Genomic DNA, 19,002 nt, shown 5'->3' on the forward strand with positions numbered 1-19,002 from the left:
CAATTTAAAAAAACAAAAACGGTCCTGATCTATTGAGGTTGAATATCAATTCTTACCAAATTGTATCCTCCGCGGGGGTCTTGAAGGTATACAACACCAGGGCCATTATTATAAACACCTTTACCAAATTGAACATCTTCCAACTCGCTAACTCTTCTTATTGTGGTATTAGCATCTGCAGGACCTTCATTTGGACCTGATTGTCTAGGCGCTTGGTAGATTCCAAAACCTACAGGCTCGTCTACCTCCGTACCAGCATCAAAAAGATAGGACTCATCACTTTCAGAAGTTCCTGAGAAAGGGGTTCCGTTTTCATCAAATAAGGCCACACCATTGTTATTATAACTGATGAACCAATCATTGGTCTGAACCAACATAGTGCTTATACCCAATTTGTAATCTTGGCCTTGGGGTACATCAATGGAGAAGGACAGATATCCTCCTGGGCCAACGGGTGCTGTTTCATTACTTGCTGCAACGGGTAGTCCCAGGTTGTTAAAATAGGATACTGCAACTGCGTTGTTACCATCTTCTGATAATTCTTCCAAACCACTTCCGTCTCTAGCTTCACCACCTTGTACGAAAAAAGGATCGCTATCGGTGTTAAAAGCATAGACTAATCCTGGTGAGAAAACACTCAAAGATGAAGCCAATCGTAATGGCGAACCATTGCTTCCGGTCTCTGTGAACCATCCGTAAAGTTCTCCGGGCATACCATCTTCGGCAATTCTTTCCAGGCCTACTGCTCTATCTTCTTCTCCTAACGTGAACAATGGCTCAGGAAGTGCATGAAGTACGGCAATACCAGGAGTAACAACAAATCCATTACTTGAACTAGCTGGTTGTCCTGGGTCCGGAGCGTTTATGGCTGTAATTGTCAATGTGAAGGTTCCTGCAGAACTTCCATCTCCGTTGGTATAATCCAACACAGCCGTTACGTAAATATCTCCCGTATCTCTTCCTTCAACCAATCTAACCTCTGTATTTGCATCAGCAGGACCAACATCTGCTCCAGCAGGTGGAAAAGAAGCTGGGTCATTGTCTGCTTCTGTACCTAAATCGTATAAGGAAAGTTGATCGGCAATGTCTACGCCGTTCAAAGCTTGACCGTTAGGGAATAAATCAATTCCATTTAAATCAGTTGGGGCCAAAAACCAGTCGTTGCTATTCCCCATCATGGTCACAGGTGTAAACTTGGTACCAGAAACTGCCTTAAATGATATTTGATATTGAGCACCATTGGTGGTCAATGGTCCGGGATCAGATGCTCCAACCGGAGTTGTAAAGGTATGGACGTTCAAGTAGTTGATAACGTTACTAATGGTTACATTGAAGGTGGTCTTTGCCACTTCAGTGTCATTGGCCAATCCTAAAGATGGGTTTACTTCCTCAGTCCAGTCAGCAGCTGAATCTCCTTCTCCATCATATTCAATACTATAGCTATCCAATCTTACGGTTGGAACAAATTCGCCTGCTGTCCAGATACCCGCCTCAACGGCTACATTCTCACGTGCACTTCCGGCGGCGCCCCATTGTACAAAATCCATTATAGCATCGGCGCTAGTAAAAGAATTATTTGAATAAAGTCCCAATCCACCTTCGGTATCAGGTAAAGCATAGGGTACAACAACAAATTCCCCTGCGGCTAGTTCAATGCTACCACTTTCAGGTGTAACATTTTCCAATTGTACATAAGTACCAGGGCCAAGACACAACCAATATGAGCTTAAGTCAACTGTTACATTTCCATTGTTATATAGCTCAATCAGGTCTTTGCTTCCATATTGCACTTCATTGATGACAATAGATCTAATCTCTTCAGGAACAGTCAATAGGTTGTCCTCTCCAATGGTCACAGTGGTGGTTTCGGCCCAATTTGAAGCTCCAACACCTTCTCCATCAAAAATTATGGTATTATCCGCATTCCCAAGAACTGGAACGAATTCACCTGCAGTCCAAACACCGGCTTCAACTGCTACATTCTCTCTAGCGGTAGATCCAGCGCCCCATTGCACAAAATCGACCAAGGTTGAGGCATCGGTAAAGTCAGAGTTGTTACTGTACAACCCCAATCCGCCTTCTGCGTTTGGCATCTCATAAGAAATAGATAAATAGCTTCCTGCAGTCAATTGCAAATTGCCATTAACGGTCAAATCACTTACTCTTCTATATGTACCTGGGCCCAGGCATAGAAAATAATCACCCAAGTCTACGGTACTGTCACCGTTATTCACAATTTCTACCCAATTGCCAAGGTATTGAACTTCGTTCAACCTCACATCAACCTCAGCGGTCGGTTCGGGCTCGGTTGGAATTTCTCCAACAATGTCATTGTCATCATCGCTACATGATGCCAAAATAGCTGCAAACAGCACTACTTTAAATAGATTTCTTCTCATAATTCTTTTTTTAGATTAATTATGGGCCAAAACTACTTTCCGGAGCAACTGAAAAACGGTGATCAAAATCACCGTTTTCTGTTAAATCTGTATTAAATGCCGTTATACTTTTGTGATATTCTAGCAACCCATCAGCTCGATACATCTTTTATGTTGCACCAAAACACCGGTCTTTTCAAGCTTTTTGGTGATTCTAGAAATAACTTCTCGAGAGGTGCCTAAATCCAGGGCAATCTTTTTATGTGAAAGATGTATTAGATTACTTTTATCCCGTTTAGCCTTGTTCTCCAAATATTTGACAAGACGGTCCTCTATACCAAAACAAACAATCTCTTTTGTGGTTTGCAACAAATCGGCGAAGTTTCGCTGAAAATCATTTATAATGATTCTGGCAAAAGTGGGGTATTTTACAAACCACTCCTTCACCTTGTTGACAGGAAGGGTCATTACAACCGTATCTTCCTCAGTTATGGCTGAAAATTGTACTGGTTTTGGGTCAAATAAATGGTTGAAACTCAATATACAGGATTCCCCAGAATTGATATAGTATAATAAAAACTGTACATCTTCTTCTTCGGCGTACATCTTAATCTGACCTTTTAACACAACCGGTAAAAAGTTCAAATATGCACCTTGTTTTACCACATAACTACTGCTTGGAAATTCATGGTAACTACACGATTCTATAATTTCTTGATAAAGTCTTTCTTCTATTACAGGAAAGCACTGCTTGATGTATGATTGGTTAGTGTCCACCATAGCCTTATTGTTATTTGGTAAAGGATTTCTACGTTAAACCTTAAGTCTCAGAAACCACGCTAACCTTTCGCAATGGTTGATCGTAATAACTGAAATAAATCCCAGCAATAATTGAAATTATGAAGTAGAGCACCATTATATTGCTACCCATAGGTAAATAAAGGTTCAAACCAAACCAATCTTCAGTTAAAAAAATCAACGATACGCCAGCGACACTTCTAACTATTTCAATCCAGGCGGCATACGATATCCTATCCATTAAACTGGTATATCCATAGATTCCCAGAAAAACAAACCCACCAAATAGTAAGAGGTTATTGAACCCTATTTCTGTATAGTTGTAAAACATGAATAGCAACAGTGCAGTATTAAACAGCAGTTGAAAGATCGCATATCCTTTTAGTCTAACAGAAGTTTTTGGTTTGTACTTAGCAAAGTTATAGACATCTTCGATTTTGGAAATGGGATACTTCTGTGTCACATCTTCGGGGCGCCAACCGGTTGGCATAAACCAAATCCGAAATTTGTCCCAAATATTTCTCGTTCTCCATGCATCTCGGCATAATCTCCAAAAATGTTGAAAATTGATTAAGATGGGGTTCCAAGTTGCCGCCGGTTTTAGTACCCCATATTGTGGTGGTACTTCGTCCAACTCTTTTTGAAATGTTCCAAACCATCTATCCCAAATACAAAGTATCTGTCCTAAATTCTTATCAATATACTCTGGATTTATGGCATGATGCACCCTATGTTGCGAAGGTGTTACAATGATGTATTCCAACCATCCCATTTTGCCGATATGTTGGGTATGATACCAGAATTGCGCGAACAAATGTGCAGGAGCCAAAATAGCAATTACCTCTCCCGGAATTCCCAAAAATGCTGCCGGGAGTAGCAATAAAGGAAAATAACCGACCACATTGGAGATAGACTGTCTTAGGGCACAAGCCAAGTTGAATTCCTCACTACTGTGATGGATTACATGTTGGTTCCAAAAAATATTGATATGGTGACTCAATCTATGGTTCCAATATCCGGCAAAATCGATGGCGATAAAAGCGATTAACCACACCGCCCAAGTAGCTTCAACCTGCATAAGGGCAAGATGCTCTGCCAAATAGGGATAGGTAACCAACACGATTGCCAATCCCAAGGAATCCTTAATAATATTGGTAAGTCCGGAGCTAAGACTACTCACGGTATCCATAACATTGTGTTTTTGGTTTTTAATAAAATGCCCATAAAGCACTTCAAAAAGCACCAACGCTATGAAAAAAGGTATTGCGTATAATAAAGCAGTGGCGTAGGTTTCCATATCTCACAGATTTTTAGTGTGATTGAGCGAGATTGGGAGTTAATTTAGTTTAATTTTCTAAACTATGCCACTTTTTATTGCACAATAGCCAACGGAGCTGTTTCTTTCCAGTTACCGCGAGTAAAGTCTGGGAAAGGTTGTGGTGCCCCCCCACTAGCCACAGAACGTTCGCTAAGTGGCGATACGGCGCTCCAAAAACAACCTTCATAGACATTCTGGTCTAATGGAAGACCTTTTTGCAGGCATTCTACAACACGATACATCATAATTCCGTCCATTCCTCCATGACCGCTACCTTTTGCGGCTTGGTTCAATCTTTTGTACAATGGGTGGTCATATTTTTCATAAAGTGCCTGAAGTTGTTCCCCTTGCACCCATGAATGGTGGTCTTCGGTCAACCCTTCAACTCCACCTTCCAAGGCAACTCTTGTGGGAAATCCGGCAAGTGTTCCCTTTGTACCCTGAATAAGATTCAACCTAGAGTAGGGTCTTGGGCTTGTTTCGTCCCATTGCACCATAATTGTTCTTCCCAAGGCTGTTTTGATAATACTTGTATTTAAATCACCTCCCTTATAATCCAATTGGTTCCATTTATGATCACCTGGATAATTCTTTTTGGCATAATCGGCTCTTCCCCTGGCAGGTGTTGAAAAGGAAACCATGCTTCCGAAATTGTCCTCTCCCCTACCAAGATTCATGTATTGGGCAACCGGCCCTAAGCCATGTGTAGGGTATAAATTTCCATTTCGGTGTGCATAATGGGGTGTTCTCCAGGATCCTGTTCCCCTTTTTTGCTCATTCATTTGTCCTCTCAACTCATGAATATACGCGGCTTCACCATGCAAAACTTCGCCGATAACACCCTGTCGGCACATGTTCAAGAACATCAACTCATCACGACTGTAGTTTACATTCTCCAACATCATACAGTGCTTTTGGGTACGCTCACTGGTATCTACGATATCCCACATCTCCTGCATTGTAACCGCAATCGGGACCTCAACAAATGCGTGCGCGCCCTGGTTCATGGATTCAATGGCCATGGGAGCGTGGTTGACCCAATTTGTGGCAATGAACACGACATCGGGTTTTACCTCTTGTAACATCTGCTTCCATTTATTCTCTTCGCCCCAATATTGTGCAATATTTTTATGCCTATTGGGTTTGGACACTTCCTTTACCCAGCCTACCTTTTGTTTTACCATATCTTCATACAAATCGCAAATGGCAACCACCTCTGTATTGGGTAGTGATGCAAAAAAATTGACATGCCCTCCACCACGGGCCCCAACACCTATGAACGCAGCTCTAACATTTTTCAACTTTGGGGCAGCAAAGTCTCCCATATAGCTTGATTGGGAAGGCCTTTCAACAGCAGCTTGCAAGTAACTGGGGATTACAGAAACTGCTGCAGCGGACAATGATGTCTTCTTGATAAAATTTCGCCGGTCGATGTTTTTCATGTTGATTTTTATTGCATGTTAACGATAACATTGAGTATATCCGAAAGTATGAAAAAATTAATACTTGTCATATTTTATTTTTTAATAAGCTTAGTAACTGAAGGGGGCTAAGTCAAAATACAGAAGTAGCAACAATAGCCCAAACAAAAAAAGGCCTTCCAGGTGAAGGCCTTTTTTTTTAGTGGTAAACTTCTACTACATGACTGGAACGTCGGAAACCAGTTTCCAACTTCCATTACTGTCTTTTACCAATACCAAAAGTGATTTGAATGTTGATTTCTGCCCTTTCATTACAACCTTTGCACAGGCTGTATTGCCATTTATCTCAATATTACCAAAAGTGAGTTTTCGGATATCTCCTCCCCACTCCTTGCTCTCAATTTTTTCCAGATATACTGAACGAGGTACCACACTGACCTCCGAAGAGCCAAAAAACTGGTTCATCACAATTCGATAGTTACCATCCAAAAGTGTTTCCAATTGATTCACGTTATGGGTGTCCCCTGCTTTGGAAAAATTTGTAATAGTCTCTTTGATGGCCTTAACCTCTTCGTTTTGGGACTGACAGCCTACTGAAAACATGAGTGCTGAAAGCCAAATAATGATAGAATGTTTCATGGTAATTGTTTTAAATATTAATATTTGATTTAGGGATTAAAGAATTATGGGCACCGCGGTCCGTTTGAGGGAATGGTGTTGAAAATCGTCTTCTTGACTGAAGGCAATCAACAAGCTGTATTCGCTGCCTTGTTTTAAAGGCTTTTTGAATTTGCTCGTTGGGGCAATGGGAAGCGAAAATGAAATGGTGGAGCCAAATTCATTTTCCACACCTTGGACATCCTTAACCTCGGCGTATCCCCCCAATTCGGAAATGGGTGAATAATTTCCGGGCTTAACCGTGTAATGTTCCACCACATTGGTTTTTTCTCCAATTACATTCGCCATCAACAGGTATGTACCCGAAAGCTGTTCGGTATCATTGAACCCAATGGCCAACCATCCAGCTGTGGGTGCATTTAATGTGAAGTGAATTCTTTGGTTTCCGTAGTGCCATTTAATATGCATTCCCAACTTTGATATCTCATTCTTGGAATAATGTTTTGTACTCCAACATGTTGCAGGGGCCAAAGCAACCAAAGCTGCCATTGTCTTGAGGGTGATTTCGCTTTTCATTTTACTTCAATTTAATAGATAGTTGATATATCAAGTTATTTTCTAAATTTTTTTAACTGAAATTTTCTTTAATTCTCTTTAGTAGCTTAACTAGCATTTGGACTTCCTCAGTACTAAAACCTTTAACAGTTAATCTTCTCATATCATTTACCAATGCCATATGTTCATCTACAAAGTCCTTACCTTGTTTTGTCAATACAATTCCATACTGCCTTCGGTCATTTTCATCCCTTACTCGAATTACGAACCCCTTTCTTTCCAAAATATCAAGGGTTCTGGTAATTGATGCGGGATCCCTATAGGACTTGGAAGCTATTTCCTTTTGTGATAAACCTTTAGATTCTTGTACAATTTTCAGTAAAACCCATTGCTCCACGGTTATGCCCATACCCGCGTCATCCATAATGCGTTGCGAGTAAATCTTACTCTGCTTGCTGGTAATATCCAACTGAAACAGGATAACATCTTTGATATCCTTAATATTCATTTGCTGGTTTGCACCTTCTTTCATGACAATACAAATATGATTAAATTAATTGATATATCAACTAAGTTAAATGTTTTTGCTTTTGCTATTGGTTATTCATGCTATTTAGTCTCAATTCTGACGATAACAGATTTACTAGCTGGAGTATTGCTTTTATCCGCATATAGGTCTATTGGCACCAACACATTGGTTTCTGGAAAATAAGCGCATAGATTTTTTGATGGAATGTCATAGGGAATCACTTTAAAGTTTTCAGCTCGTCTTATTTTTCCAGAATAATCACTGACCAAATCAACTATTTGTTGGGGGTACAGCCCTTTGGTTTTTATATCATCCGGATTCATAAAAACTACTCTTCGCTCTCCATAAATTCCACGATACCGGTCATTCATACCATAGATCGTTGTATTAAACTGATCATGGCTTCGAACCGTCATCAACAAGAATTCTTCCTTGGAAAGCTGGTGTTCCGGAAGTTTGCAAACGGAGAATTGAGCTTTTCCTCCCGGTAATCTTGAAAAATTTGCTTCCCTTGCATTGTTTGGCAAATAAAATCCGGAACCTTTGGAACGACCTGAATAATCTTCATAACCCTTCAAAACTTCAGAAATCTTCTTTCGAACCAAGTCATAATCCGTTCCCAAAGTCAGCCATTCAATTTTTGAAGTAGACCCAAAATAGGTGTTTGCCATTTCAGCAACAATTTCCGGTTCACTTTTTAGCTGATTGCTTACCGGCTTAAGTCTTCCTTTGCTTTGGTGCACTTTGCCCATACTGTTCTCCACGGTCACAAAGCGTTCTTTATCTTGCTCAGTCCTTCCTAAAGTTGGTAATATCAGGGCCGTTTTACCAACGGTGAGATGCGTTCGATTCAATTTTGTACTCACAGAAACCGTTAAATCACAGTTCTCCAATGCTTCTGCAGTATATATTGTGTCTGACGCGGCAGAAACAAAGTTTCCTCCCAACGCAATGAACACTTTGGCCTTGCCTTGATGCATGGCTTGTATTGCATTTACGGTATCCAATCCTTCATGGTTTGGAGGATCAAAACCGAAGGTGTCCTTAAGAGCTCTGTTCAATGGCTCGGAAACATAGTGCATGATTCCCATACTCCTGTCGCCTTGCACATTGCTATGACCACGAACCGGGCAGGTACCCGCTCCTTTTTTTCCAATACTGCCTTTGGCCAACAATAAATTCACACATTCCTTAATGTTTTCCACACCATTTTTATGCTGGGTAAGCCCCATGGCCCAACAAATAATAATTTTTGATTTTTTTGCCAGTAAATCAACGGCATGATCAATTTGAGCGGAATCTACCCCGCATAATTCCAGCAGATGGTCTTCATCATACTGTTCCAAATCGTTCAGCAGTTGCTGAAAGCCATTGGTTTTATCTTTGATAAAATCGTGGTCAAAAACAGATTCCCCGTTTTTTTCCTTTTTCGCCAATCGTTTCATCACCAGCTTGAGTAGTGAAACATCTTGGTTAATTTTTACTTGAAGAAATATATCGGTCAGTTGTATTCCCTTACCTAATATGCCACTTAGCTGCTGCGGATTTTTGAACCGATTTAGTCCGCTTTCTGAAAGTGGATTTACCGTAATAATTTTTCCGTCATTTTCCTTGCATTTTTGCAACGCGGTGAGCATTCTAGGATGATTTGTTCCCGGGTTTTGACCAATCACCATAACCACCTCTGCCTCATGCAAATCTTCTAAAACCACAGAGCCTTTTCCGATACCCAAGGTTTCAGAAAGGGCCACTCCACTGGATTCATGGCACATATTGGAACAATCGGGCATATTGTTTGTGCCAAAAGCGCGAACAAATAGTCCGTATAAAAAAGCCGCTTCGTTGCTGGAACGGCCCGAAGTATAAAAAATGGCCTCATCAGGAGAATCCAATGCATGTAATTGTTCAGCTATCATCTTGAAAGCATCTGGCCATGAAATGGGCTCATAATGCACCGAATTTGGCCTTAGCACAAAAGGTTCGGTAATTCTTCCGCTCTTCCCTATTTGGTAATCCGTCCATGTAGAAATTTCTTCAACCGAATATTTTTTAAAAAAGGACTTGTCCACACGCTCAAAAGTGGCTTCTTCAGCGATGGCTTTTGCCCCATTTTCGCAATATTCACCTAATTTGGAAGGTGTATCGGGGTCGGGCCATGCACAACCCGGGCAATCAAAACCCTCTTTTTGGTTCATTCGAGAAAGGGTTTTCAACGAACGAAACAGACCCGACTCCTTGCTTACGTATTCCAACGCCGCTTTTACCCCAGGGATACCTGCGGCATATTCTGAAGGTTCGGTAACTTTTAATTCTGAAAATTCAATATTTCCAGTAACAGAAATGTTGCGTTTTACGGAATCTGACATGTCACTAAAATACAATTGTCTTTCAATTCATCCCCTCTCATTTTGGAATTTCTTTTGAATTGTGCTCAACAGCCTTTTACAACCTATGCAACTATTGAATGTACTATCTTTGAGCAAATTGCAGATAGGTGGGCCTTTTACTGAAAAACGGGCATTGTTGTTTCGTACATTTCATAATCTTTTTACTATCAGTTTTGACCATGCAAGCACAGGAAAAAACTGTTGAATTTACAGGAAAAGTGGTGGACACATCTACTGGGCAGGAAGTGGCCTATGCCACGGTAATGATCGCCGATAACAATACAAAAAAAGCAATTGTTGGCACAACCACGTCAGAAGATGGCTCTTTTACACTAAAAACCGACGCAACAAACTATTTCATAGAAATCAGTTTTATTGGTTTTAAAAAGAAAATTATACAACAACCGAATCCATCGGGTGCTAAAATAAATCTGGGTATTATCCAAATTATGGAGAACACGCAACAATTGGAAGAGGTTGTAGTGGAAGGAGAAGTCTCCAAAACCGTTTTTAAACTGGACAAACGGGTCTTTAATGTTGGAAAGGATTTAAGCAGTACAGGAGCAAGTGCCTTAGAAGTTTTAAACAATGTCCCTTCGGTAAATGTAAACATCGAAGGTCAAATCAGTTTAAGGGGAAGTCAAGGTGTTCAAGTGCTCATCAACGGCAAACCATCGATAATTGCAAGTGATGAAAGTAATGCATTGGGAACCATTACCGCGGAAATGATCGACCGTGTGGAAGTAATCACGAATCCATCAGCCAAATATGACGCCGAAGGCACATCTGGAATCATCAATATTGTAATCAAAAAAGAAGAACGACGTGGTTTAAACGGTTCCGTTTCTGTTAATACCGGTGCTCCCGATAGTCACAGTGTGGGTGTCAGTTTAAATCGAAGAACAGAAAAATTCAATCTATTCACCCAATTGGGTGCAGGTTATCGCGAGTTACCCAATGATTTGGAAAGTAGAAATACCGACTTGACAACCAACACTACAATATCATCCGTTGGTGAAGAATTCCGTAATGAAGCCTATTACAATTTTGTTTTGGGAACGGACTATTACTTTAACCCAACAAGTGTGCTTACCCTTTCTGGAAATTTTGCACTGGAAATTGAAGATCAACCTTCCACAACCAATTTTGCATCCATATCAGGTGGTGATATTGTTACCTCTCAATGGGAGCGCACAGAAATTACCGAGGCAACAAATCCCAAATTCCAATATGAGTTACAGTACAAGAAGGATTTCAAGGGAAATGAAGATCACACCCTTTTGTTTAGTGCTTTAGGCAACTTTTTTGGTAAGGATCAATCTTCTGAGTTTAGTGATATTACCATTTCTGGAACAAATAATGATGATACCCAACTTACGCGCACTGATTTCAAAGAAGCTGTATTCACGTTTAAATTGGATTACACCAAACCCTTTTCAGAGCAAGTAACCCTGGAAACCGGAGCTCAATATGTACTGAATGATGTGAGTAACGATTATGAGGTTCAAAATTTGGTAAATGGAGCATTTGTAATAGATCCAGGTTTGACCAACATTTTTGAATACGACCAAAAAGTTTTGGGTCTATACACCACAGGAGCCTATGAGGGCAAAAAATGGGGTGTAAAAGCCGGGTTACGTTTGGAACAGACCAACCTCAACACCTTTTTGACCAACACAGGCGAAGATAATTCGCAAGACTATAACAATCTTTTCCCAAGTCTACATACCTCTTATAAATTCTCGGAAAAAGTTTCATTACAGGCCGGATATTCAAAGCGTATTTATAGACCGCGTCTTTGGGATTTGAATCCATTTTTTAATATTCGAAACAACTTTAGTATCCGACAAGGGAATCCTGACCTTCTACCTCAATTTACGGATTCATATGAGATTACCACTATCTTCTTTATAGGGAAAACAGCTCTCAACTTTGGTGTTTACCATCGCTACACCACTGACGTCATCGAACGTGTCTCCACATTTGAAAACAATGTAAACACCACAAGACCGGAAAATATCGGCACCAACAAAATCACCGGTATTGAATTCAACACAAAATATAGCCCCGCAAAATGGTTGACCTTTAACGCCGATTTCAATTTTAACCGGTTTAACCGTGAAGGCATTTTCGAAGCTGTGGTTTTTGATTTTGATGCAGATAGGTGGTCGTCAAAACTGATGACCAAAGTGAAATTTCCGGCAGATATTGACCTTGAGGCCACCGGCAACTATAGATCAAACTACCAAACGGTACAAGGCGAGGTAAATGACTATGCATTTATGAATCTAGGCCTTCGTAAAAAACTATTGAAGGGAAAAGCCATCCTAAACTTGAGTGTACGGGACGTTTTTGCATCGCGAATCAGTGAGAGTCAGATTGCACAAGCAGATTTTGAGGTGTATAACCGTCGCCAACGAGGTCGGTTTGTGGCCTTTGGATTTAGCTATGGTTTTGGAAAAGGTGAAGCCATGCAGTATTCAGGTGGAAGAAGAAGATAAATTACTTCCAATCCAGAATTTCCTGCAAAGGCACGTGATCTCCAAAATCCTTTCCGTAGTATACTTTGTGGATTTTCATATCCGAAGCAATCAAAAAATCTGCTGGAATTATGGGTCTATCCTTAATGGATTTCATATTGAAGAATCCACTGAACATCATCCGCACCATTTTTGCAGGATTCATCATCGCTTTTAGCATTCCAACCGAAGATTCTTCAATACCGTAAAGTTTGTATAATTCCAAAGACGGGTCGGCTATAATGGGAAACGGGGCATTTTGTTTTCCGGCATATTTTACTATTTCTTCACTGGTAGCTGCAAAAACGGTAATCGGTTGAATACCCTTTTCCTTGATTTGGGGATATGCCTTGATCAACTGATGGATCCTCATATTGCAAAAAGGACAGGAAGCTCCTCTAAAAAAACTCAATAAAACCCTTTTATTTGGGTAATCTGTAAGTTTTACCATATTCCCCAAATAGTCCGTGGCCACGAACTTCTTGGCTTGCTCCTCTACCTGTACTTTTCCCATTTCCTGTTATCAGTCGACAACAGAGGTTGTTCTTAACTTTAACCATCATATTTTTTTTGATTACACCTCTGTTGAACTATCCAATCATTGAGTATTTGTCCACAATCTATGGAGCAATGGGTTTGTGGGTGCTAATCGCTATCCTGTTCCAAGCATTTATATTTACAACTGCCATTATGATCAAGGCCAAATATTTTTCATCAAATCTTTCAATGGCTTTTTGATATGTTTCGGTCTTTAATCCTTTTTCTTGGATCATGGTAATTTCTTCGGTAATCTGAAGGACAATCTTCTCCTCTTCCGTGAAAATATCCGTTTCCCACCAAGCGTCCAATAAAAAAATGCGCTGTTGGGTTTCACCTTTATCAAGGGCCACTTTGGTGTGCATATCAATACAAAAAGCGCAGCCATTAATTTGTGATGCCCTAATGTTTATCAATTCCTGGTGAACATTGCTTAGTTCACTCTGCATAACACAGTTGCCAAAGGCATAAATGGCCTTATAGGAAACTGGTTCTGTTACATCAATTTGAATTCTTTTGTCCATTTTTAATCGTTTAGAATTTTGATGTAAAAGTATTTGCTGGTGGAATGAAAAAACTTAAACTGGTTTAAGAACGCTTCTTGGCTCGTATTTCACTCACATATTCTGGGGTAAGACCCAAAAAAGAAGCTATTAGATACTGGGGAACACGTTGAGCGAATTCAGGGAAATGTTCGGTAAAATGGAAATAGATATCCTCTTTGGAGAACTTGGTCAAATATTTCATTTTCTGAAGCGAAGAGCCATAAGCAATTTGATAAATGCTCCTGAAATACTTTTCTAGCTCCGGAAATTGGTGTAGCAATTGCTCTTGTTTATCAAAGGAAATGGACAGTATTTCGGAATTTTCCACCGCTTGTATGTAAAAATCCGAAGGAATTCTTTTGTAGTAGGCCAGATTGTCGGTCATCCACCAATTCTCTATGGCAAATTGAATGGTCTGTTCTATTCCCTTATCATTGATAAAAAACATACGTAGACAACCATTTAGCACAAAGTAATTGGAATTACATTTAGAACCGGCATTGGCGATAATTTCCTTTTTCTCAACTTTTTTAAAGTCAAAAAAACTTATGATTTCCTGAAAGTCTACCTCTTCAACACTAATAAACTTATTAAGGTGGTCAAAAAGTGGTTTTGACATTTTTTATACTATTGACTGTTACCTATAGGTGAAATCTTCTATTCCAAACTAGCCAAGCTTTTTTGCAGGGTCTCAATCTTTGCTTCGGCATCGGCTGCTTTCTTTTTTTCTATGTCCACAACTTTTTCTGGTGCGTTGTTCACAAAACGGTCATTGCTCAGTTTCTTTTGAACGGATTGCAAAAACCCTTTGGTGTAATTTAATTCCTCTGTAATCTTTTTAATTTCTGCCTCAATATCTATGGCACCGCTAATAGGAATAAAATACTCGTTGCTCTTTACCCTAAAGCTCAATGCACCATCCAACGTGGCATCGATGGTTTCAATTTTGGAAAGGTTGGTCAATTTAGTGATGATCACATCCATTTGACCGCTTCCATTTTCGCTATTTAAAACGGACAGTTCCAAAGCTTCTTTTTGCGGAATGTTTTTTTCTTTTCTGATGGTTCTAACACCAGAAATAACTTCTGCTGCAAAATCGAAATCCGTTATTAATGAAGAATTCACCTCATCTTGTTTAGGCCATTTGGACACAATTAATGCCTGTTCTGGAGTTCGGTCAGTGATATGTTGCCATACTTCTTCGGATAAAAAAGGCATAAAAGGATGCAAAATCTTTAGATTTTGCTCAAACAAATGAATCACAGCATCGTATGTGAACCTGTCAATTGGTTGTTGATAGGCTGGTTTGACAATTTCCAACAACCACGAACAGAAATCATCCCATACCAACTTGTAAATAGCCATTAAGGCATCGGAAATTCGATATTTAGAGAAATGATCCTCAATTTCAGCTAGGGTTTGATTGAACTTTGCTGTATACCACTCAATACCAATTTTAGCTGATTCGGGTTGAGGCAAATCCGCTATTTCCCAACCTTTTATCAATCTAAAGGCATTCCAAATTTTGTTAGCAAAATTTTTACCCTGTTGGCAAAGCGCTTCATCAAACATTAGGTCATTCCCTGCAGCCGAACTTAACAAAAGTCCCACACGTACCCCATCCGCACCAAAATTCTCGATCAATTTGAGCGCATCCGGAGAATTACCTAGTTGTTTGGACATTTTTCTTCGCTGTTTGTCTCGAACCAAGCCGGTGAGATAAACATTTTCAAAAGGTCGTTTCCCGCGGTATTCATACCCTGCGATAATCATTCGAGCTACCCAGAAAAACAAAATATCTGGTCCAGTGACCAAATCGCTAGTTGGGTAGTAATAATTAACCTCATCATTCTCTGGTTCCAAAATACCACCAAATACACTTATAGGCCATAACCATGAGGAAAACCATGTATCTAAAACATCAGCGTCTTGACGTAGATCGGAATCTTGGATTTCTGGATTTTTGGAGCTGGCTTTTTTTATCGCTTCTTCTCTAGATTCGGCTACGACAACGTCGTCCTTCGCATCTCCATAGTAATAGGCCGGAATCTGCTGCCCCCACCACAACTGACGGGAGATGTTCCAATCGCGGATATTTTCCATCCAATGGCGATAGGTATTTTCAAACTTTTTAGGGTAAAGCTTTACATCACCTGTCTTTAATACTCCTTCAATGGCCGGTTTGGACAAATTTTCCATCTTTAAAAACCATTGATCGGACAAACGAGGCTCGATAACCGCCTTTGTACGTTCTGAAGTACCAACTTTGTTGGTATGCTGCTCTGTTTTGACCAAAAACCCTTTTTCGTCCAATTCTTTGGAGATTTCTTTTCTGACGACAAAGCGATCCTTACCCTGGTAATGCAGTCCATAAGAATTGAGAGTTGCATCCTCATTAAAAATATCAACAACTTCTAAATTGTGTTTATCACCAAGGTTTTTGTCGTTTTCATCATGGGCGGGAGTCACTTTTAAGCAACCTGTACCGAATTCAATATCTACATACTCGTCTTCGATAATAGGAATCACTCGGTTACAAATAGGAACGATTACCTTTTTGCCCCTTAAATGGTGGTATCGCTCATCATTTGGGTTGATACAGACCGCGGTATCTCCTAAAATAGTCTCCGGACGGGTGGTAGCAATGGTAACTTTTTCATCGGAACCTTCTATCTGATAAGCCAAATAGTACAAAGTGCCCTGTCTTTCTTCATAAATAACCTCTTCATCGGAGAGGGTGGTTTTTGCCTCAGGGTCCCAATTTACCATTCGATAACCCCGATAAACAAGTCCTTTTTCGTACAAATCCACAAAAACCTTGATCACGGAGGCTGACATATCGTCATCCATTGTGAATTTAGTGCGGTCCCAATCGCATGAACATCCCAATTTTTTAAGTTGTTGAAGGATAACCCCGCCATATTCATCAGTCCAGTCCCAAGCGTGTTTTAGGAACTCTTCCCGCGATAAATCGGCCTTTGCAATGCCTTCATCTTTCAATTTAGCCACAACTTTGGCCTCCGTGGCAATGGAAGCATGGTCCATACCAGGTACCCAACAGGCATTTTTCCCTAAAAGTCTGGCCCTTCTGATCAGTACATCTTGTATCGTATTGTTTAACATATGGCCCATATGCAACACCCCAGTAACGTTTGGTGGAGGAATTACAATGGTATAGGGCTCCCTTTCATCTGGTTTTGAACTAAAAAAATCGTGCTTTGTCCAGTACTTGTACCAGTGCTCTTCTACCCTATTGGGCTCATATTTTGATGGAATTTCCATTTTTCGGTATAGTTTTTGTCATTTGTGACCCGGATTGGTGTCTGGAAGGGGTTTTGCAATAGTTAATTATTGTAATACCACGGCTAAAGGCCAATCCTGAAATACGAAACAAAAATAAGTAACGTTATTACATAACAAAAGAATTTTGGATGCAGGTGTGAAAACATTTACATTTGAAGTTCACCCAAAACTAGAAATGATGAAAAAATCTGTACTCATGTTATTTGTTGGGCTTCTTTCTTTAGGTACCTACGCCCAAGAAGCAACAGCAAAAATTGAATTTAAAAGCGAGACCATTGATTATGGCGAAATTGCTAAAGGAAGTGATGGTGTCCGCGTATTTGAATTTACCAATACAGGTAGTGTTCCTTTGGTAATTAGCAATGTTAAGTCTAGCTGTGGATGTACTATTCCAAAGAAACCTGAAGATCCTATTTTACCCGGTAAGACTGGTCAAATTCAGGTTAAATATGATACCAACAGAGTTGGGCCAATTAGAAAGGCCATTACTGTAACCTCTAACGCGGCCACGGCTACTAAAGTTCTTAAGATTAAAGGGACTGTAAAAGCTGAGGGAGCTAAATAAGAGTAGAAAAATATTTATTTTGATGAAAGCCTTTTCGATTGTTCGGGAAGGCTTTTTTAATCGAATACATTCTTAAGAACAAAGGAAAACAGTAAATCCGTGTTATACCGTTCTATTAGAACACGAACGCGTTTTCCTTCTTTTTCATTCAGCATTTTTAAAACCTCCTGAAGTTTATAATTGTGGATTTTTTTGCCATTGACCGCTAAAATCACATCGCCTTCCAGCAATCCGGCCTCTGCAGCGGGGCTTCCCGCTCGGATACCAGAAACAATAATCTCAGGAACCAAGCTTAACCTAGTCTTATTCTCCAATAGTATTTGAACATTACCAAAGGTATCTTCATCACTTCGTACAATTCCACTAAAATCGGCTATACTTTCCGCAATGTATCTCAGTCCGTTATGTTGTAACGCTATCCCAGCAAGGTTATATTGAAAAGGCGCTCTATAATTGCCATTCTTTTTAAACGTAACATGGCCATTTCCATAATCAAAAATAAGGTTGAACCGCTTGAGAATCTCCCCTCCCACGCTTCCATTTCGATCTCCTAAATTTTTTAGAAAACTGTATGATTCTTTGTACGGAAAAGCCGCTTTGGCATCCTTCAGTTCAAAATCACCAATCTTAATTCCGCTGACCTTGGTTCGTTTTCCAAAAATATTTCCACTTAACCCTCTGCCTAGGAAGTCTTCATAATGCTTTTCAGGAATCTCCAATCCCTGCTCAGGTTGATGAAAAAGCCAAAGGGCATCGCTACTTCCGGTATCCACCAATAGTTTCACTGGAACGTCTTCGGCATCTTTCATAAGCACAGTGCCTTCTACATAAGCCTTTCTTCGTTCCACTTGTAAGGGTAAGGTCTGCGATTTGCTATGTGGATTGTGTTTGTATAAGTCAGGGTTATGCAACTTAATATTTTGTGTACCGTAATTGATTTCTACAACAAAATCCCTAAACAGGTCATATCCCAAAATTCCATGTACAGGTATACCAAGTGATGTGGAAAAGTTAATCTCCTTGTCCAAAACCACGTATAAATCTTGGTTGTAGTTCCTCACCTTTCCAAGTTTGAAAGTATTTCCAATAGAACTTAGGGCTTTCATGGGCTCTCCATCGCCCAAGCCTTTGATGGTAACTTCAGAAACATTATTTATTTGAATAGAATCTTTATCGGAAAGATTGAATAGTATGGGCTTGCTCACTCCAGAATCTAAGACAAAGGTGAGGTCCGCCCCATTGATTTCTACAGGAATAATAATAAGATTATTAACGAGTTCAAAATGAAGCTTCTGGTACTTCTGATTTTTTGGCAATTTAAATCCCTGTGCAGAAACCAAAATGGGAAGCACGACAAAAAGAATCGCAAAAAAATGTAGGTTTTTCTTCAATTTGCTTACTTCTAAAAGGTTATCTCTTTTAAAGATACAAATTAATGGCAGATATATCCTCTAATTTAACATTCCATTACTATTCAAATAATGCCTCAATGTGTTGTTTTCGAGTGCTGGTTTTCTCATTTTTGCTAA

At 39.9% G+C, this 19,002-nt stretch carries 15 protein-coding genes; 2 read left to right on the forward strand and 13 right to left on the reverse strand.

Features of this window, described 5'->3' with window-relative positions; translation table 11 throughout:
* Nucleotides 1-29: 29 nt before the first annotated feature.
* From IAG46_RS17015 to IAG46_RS17050, 8 genes are all read right to left on the reverse strand, one after another.
* Entirely contained in the window at nt 30-2,399 is a 2,370-nt protein-coding gene (locus IAG46_RS17015) for a spondin domain-containing protein (protein ID WP_190811589.1), read from the reverse strand.
* Between the two features lie 120 nt (nt 2,400-2,519).
* Entirely contained in the window at nt 2,520-3,158 is a 639-nt protein-coding gene (locus IAG46_RS17020) for a Crp/Fnr family transcriptional regulator (RefSeq protein WP_190811590.1), read from the reverse strand.
* A 40-nt stretch (nt 3,159-3,198) separates the two neighbouring features.
* Nucleotides 3,199-4,473, reverse strand: coding sequence for a sterol desaturase family protein (locus IAG46_RS17025; RefSeq protein WP_190811591.1), 1,275 nt, complete (start codon nt 4,471-4,473; stop codon nt 3,199-3,201).
* 74 nt (nt 4,474-4,547) lie between these two features.
* Complete coding sequence (locus tag IAG46_RS17030; RefSeq protein ID WP_190811592.1) at nt 4,548-5,936, reverse strand: Gfo/Idh/MocA family protein; 1,389 nt, start codon at nt 5,934-5,936, stop codon at nt 4,548-4,550.
* Between the two features lie 195 nt (nt 5,937-6,131).
* Nucleotides 6,132-6,554 carry a nuclear transport factor 2 family protein gene (locus IAG46_RS17035; protein WP_190811593.1) on the reverse strand — a complete coding sequence of 141 codons (423 nt, stop codon included), beginning with the start codon at nt 6,552-6,554 and terminating at the stop codon, nt 6,132-6,134.
* A 36-nt stretch (nt 6,555-6,590) separates the two neighbouring features.
* Nucleotides 6,591-7,109, reverse strand: coding sequence for a DOMON domain-containing protein (locus tag IAG46_RS17040; protein WP_190811594.1), 519 nt, complete (start codon nt 7,107-7,109; stop codon nt 6,591-6,593).
* 52 nt (nt 7,110-7,161) lie between these two features.
* Complete coding sequence (locus IAG46_RS17045; RefSeq protein WP_190811595.1) at nt 7,162-7,620, reverse strand: MarR family winged helix-turn-helix transcriptional regulator; 459 nt, start codon at nt 7,618-7,620, stop codon at nt 7,162-7,164.
* A gap of 77 nt (nt 7,621-7,697) precedes the next feature.
* The gene (locus IAG46_RS17050; protein ID WP_190811596.1) at nt 7,698-9,983 is read right to left on the reverse strand and encodes an FdhF/YdeP family oxidoreductase; all 2,286 of its coding nucleotides are present in this window, start codon (nt 9,981-9,983) and stop codon (nt 7,698-7,700) included.
* A 200-nt stretch (nt 9,984-10,183) separates the two neighbouring features.
* Between IAG46_RS17050 and IAG46_RS17055 the strand changes: the two genes are divergently transcribed.
* Complete coding sequence (locus IAG46_RS17055; protein WP_190811597.1) at nt 10,184-12,505, forward strand: outer membrane beta-barrel family protein; 2,322 nt, start codon at nt 10,184-10,186, stop codon at nt 12,503-12,505.
* A 1-nt stretch (nt 12,506) separates the two neighbouring features.
* On the opposite strand, the gene IAG46_RS17060 is transcribed toward IAG46_RS17055, so the two are convergent.
* From IAG46_RS17060 to IAG46_RS17075, 4 genes are all read right to left on the reverse strand, one after another.
* Entirely contained in the window at nt 12,507-13,037 is a 531-nt protein-coding gene (locus tag IAG46_RS17060) for a peroxiredoxin-like family protein (protein WP_190811598.1), read from the reverse strand.
* A gap of 106 nt (nt 13,038-13,143) precedes the next feature.
* Entirely contained in the window at nt 13,144-13,584 is a 441-nt protein-coding gene (locus tag IAG46_RS17065) for a carboxymuconolactone decarboxylase family protein (protein ID WP_190811599.1), read from the reverse strand.
* Nucleotides 13,585-13,648: 64 nt separating this feature from the next.
* Nucleotides 13,649-14,224, reverse strand: a complete 576-nt coding sequence (locus tag IAG46_RS17070) for a Crp/Fnr family transcriptional regulator (protein ID WP_190811600.1) — start codon at nt 14,222-14,224, stop codon at nt 13,649-13,651.
* A 38-nt stretch (nt 14,225-14,262) separates the two neighbouring features.
* Nucleotides 14,263-16,887 (reverse strand): valine--tRNA ligase, encoded by a 2,625-nt coding sequence (locus IAG46_RS17075; RefSeq protein WP_190811601.1) that lies wholly within the window; start codon nt 16,885-16,887, stop codon nt 14,263-14,265.
* A gap of 199 nt (nt 16,888-17,086) precedes the next feature.
* Here IAG46_RS17075 and IAG46_RS17080 point away from each other — a divergent pair, with 199 nt between their 5' ends.
* The gene (locus tag IAG46_RS17080; protein ID WP_190811640.1) at nt 17,087-17,473 is read left to right on the forward strand and encodes a DUF1573 domain-containing protein; all 387 of its coding nucleotides are present in this window, start codon (nt 17,087-17,089) and stop codon (nt 17,471-17,473) included.
* Between the two features lie 56 nt (nt 17,474-17,529).
* Here the strand turns inward: IAG46_RS17080 and IAG46_RS17085 are convergent, their stop codons facing one another.
* Complete coding sequence (locus IAG46_RS17085) at nt 17,530-18,864, reverse strand: aspartyl protease family protein (protein ID WP_223826744.1); 1,335 nt, start codon at nt 18,862-18,864, stop codon at nt 17,530-17,532.
* Between the last annotated feature and the right edge of the window lie 138 nt (nt 18,865-19,002).

It is taken from the genome of Flagellimonas sp. S3867, from assembly GCF_014698935.1.
Taxonomy (GTDB): domain Bacteria; phylum Bacteroidota; class Bacteroidia; order Flavobacteriales; family Flavobacteriaceae; genus Flagellimonas.

Bases quoted from the DNA above. Each gene is read 5' to 3' on its own strand.
- IAG46_RS17060 (WP_190811598.1), bottom strand. From the start codon at position 13,037: ATGGGAAAAGTACAGGTAGAGGAGCAAGCCAAGAAGTTCGTGGCCACG.
- IAG46_RS17040 (WP_190811594.1), bottom strand. From the start codon at position 7,109: ATGAAAAGCGAAATCACCCTCAAGACAATGGCAGCTTTGGTTGCTTTG.
- IAG46_RS17055 (WP_190811597.1), top strand. From the start codon at position 10,184: ATGCAAGCACAGGAAAAAACTGTTGAATTTACAGGAAAAGTGGTGGAC.
- IAG46_RS17035 (WP_190811593.1), bottom strand. From the start codon at position 6,554: ATGAAACATTCTATCATTATTTGGCTTTCAGCACTCATGTTTTCAGTA.
- IAG46_RS17020 (WP_190811590.1), bottom strand. From the start codon at position 3,158: ATGGTGGACACTAACCAATCATACATCAAGCAGTGCTTTCCTGTAATA.
- IAG46_RS17050 (WP_190811596.1), bottom strand. From the start codon at position 9,983: ATGTCAGATTCCGTAAAACGCAACATTTCTGTTACTGGAAATATTGAA.
- IAG46_RS17075 (WP_190811601.1), bottom strand. From the start codon at position 16,887: ATGGAAATTCCATCAAAATATGAGCCCAATAGGGTAGAAGAGCACTGG.
- IAG46_RS17070 (WP_190811600.1), bottom strand. From the start codon at position 14,224: ATGTCAAAACCACTTTTTGACCACCTTAATAAGTTTATTAGTGTTGAA.
- IAG46_RS17015 (WP_190811589.1), bottom strand. From the start codon at position 2,399: ATGAGAAGAAATCTATTTAAAGTAGTGCTGTTTGCAGCTATTTTGGCA.
- IAG46_RS17030 (WP_190811592.1), bottom strand. From the start codon at position 5,936: ATGAAAAACATCGACCGGCGAAATTTTATCAAGAAGACATCATTGTCC.
- IAG46_RS17065 (WP_190811599.1), bottom strand. From the start codon at position 13,584: ATGGACAAAAGAATTCAAATTGATGTAACAGAACCAGTTTCCTATAAG.
- IAG46_RS17080 (WP_190811640.1), top strand. From the start codon at position 17,087: ATGAAAAAATCTGTACTCATGTTATTTGTTGGGCTTCTTTCTTTAGGT.
- IAG46_RS17045 (WP_190811595.1), bottom strand. From the start codon at position 7,620: ATGAAAGAAGGTGCAAACCAGCAAATGAATATTAAGGATATCAAAGAT.
- IAG46_RS17025 (WP_190811591.1), bottom strand. From the start codon at position 4,473: ATGGAAACCTACGCCACTGCTTTATTATACGCAATACCTTTTTTCATA.